Annotated in this window: 1 protein-coding gene; it reads left to right on the top strand. The window is 42.3% G+C overall.

From position 1 onward, the window contains the following. Window positions 1–101: 101 nt before the first annotated feature. A partial coding sequence (locus ACNPNW_RS06405) for a flagellin N-terminal helical domain-containing protein (protein WP_448766765.1) occupies window positions 102–463 on the top strand: 362 nt, incomplete at its 3' end.

Below are 463 nucleotides of genomic sequence, written 5' to 3'. Positions count from 1 at the left end.
TATATAATATAGATTCTGATCCGGCAGGGCGGCCGACCTTAATGGATTAGCGTTCACCACATGGATGTGGAATTAATTTAATTTCAGGGAGGAAATACCAAATGATTATTAACCACAATATCGCTGCTTTGAATACGCACCGTCAATTGAGCACTAACACAACAAACACTAACAAATCGATCGAAAAATTGTCTTCCGGTCTTCGCATTAACCGTGCAGGTGACGATGCAGCAGGTCTTTCGATCTCCGAGAAAATGCGTGGACAAATTCGCGGTTTGGAGCAATCTTCCCGTAATGCCCAAGATGGTATTTCATTAATTCAAACGGCTGAGGGTTCATTGAACGAAGTACATGCAATTACACAACGTATGCGTGAACTTGCTGTGCAATCTGCCAATGATACCAACGTTTCAACAGACCGTAAATCTTTGCAAGACGAGTATGATGCATTGGCTACTGAGAT

The sequence above is a fragment of the Acinetobacter endophylla genome (genome assembly GCF_053543775.1).
Note: the sequence above shows the minus strand (reverse complement) of the source record. Positions and strands in the feature narration are given on the sequence as shown.